Annotated in this window: 1 pseudogene; it reads left to right on the forward strand. The window is 73.1% G+C overall.

Annotation, left to right across the window (positions count from 1 at the left end):
• Window positions 1–945 (forward strand): annotated as a pseudogene (locus tag AB0G02_RS41840) (hypothetical protein); the annotation flags it as partial.
• Window positions 946–1,085 lie beyond the last annotated feature (140 nt).

A 1,085-nucleotide genomic window follows, 5' to 3' on the forward strand; every position in this document is an offset into this window, starting at 1 on the left:
CGGCGGGTGCAGCTGGGGTCGGTGACGCTGGACGGGTTGCCCGCCACCGACCGGATCTCCGCGCGGTGGGCGCAGGAGGTCCGCGTGCCGCTGCCGGCGCACGGGCTCGACCTGCGCCGCGTGGCCGAGCTGGAGCTGGTACCGCACAGCGGCTCCGGGCAGGCGTGGCTGATCGACGCCCACGGCTGGGCACCCGGCCTGCCCGACCCGCGCCCGGTGGCGCTGCCGCGCGTCGACGTGGGCGTGCTCACCGTGCAGGAGGGCGACTCCGGCACGCAGACCGTCCGGTTCCCGGTCTCGGTCACCGGTGACGGGACCGGCTCCGTGCGGGTGTTCGTCCAGGGCGAGGACGGCGCGTACACCACGCGGCTGGTGGCGGTCGAGCCCGGACGGCACGAGATCGAGGTGCCGGTGGAGGTCACCGGCAACACCCGCTGGAGCCTGGGCGCCAAGCGGGTGGTGCTGGCCAAGGCCGTGCGCGGCACCGTCGTCGGCCACTACACGGACAGGCTGATCGTGCCGAACGACGACCCGATGCCGACCATCACCACCACCCCGGTCACCGACCTGGTCACCGAGGGCGGCACCCTGACCTGGCGGGTGACGCTGTCCGCCGCGGCCGACTCGAACATCACGTTCAGGGGCAGCGCGGTCGCACCAGGAGGAGCCGAGCTGTCCACCACGGACGTCGACGAGGTGTGGTTCCGCCAGCGCGTCTCCCAGGAGGAACCGCTGCCCTCGCGGCCGTTGTCCTCCACCAGGGTGCAGGTGATCGCCTACTTCAACCGGGGTGAGGTGAACAAGGACGTGTCCGTGCTGACGGTGGCCGACGCCGAGACCGAACCGGTCGAGCGGGTCCGCTTCGACCTGGCGACAGGCACGCCGGGAGGCCCGAGCGCGTCGGTCGTCGGCGCGGTCACCGACAGCGCGCCGAACGAGCGGTGACCGACGGGGGGCTCGACCTGTCGAGTCCCCCGTCCACCAGCTCTGAGGCCTGGCGGATCGCTGCGGTCACCCCCACTTGCACTTCGGGGGTGACCGCACACGCTTGAGTCGCACCCCCTCGATGGGGGAGTCGGGTCCGG

The organism is Actinosynnema sp. NPDC023658 (assembly GCF_040639995.1).
Lineage (GTDB): Bacteria > Actinomycetota > Actinomycetes > Mycobacteriales > Pseudonocardiaceae > Actinosynnema.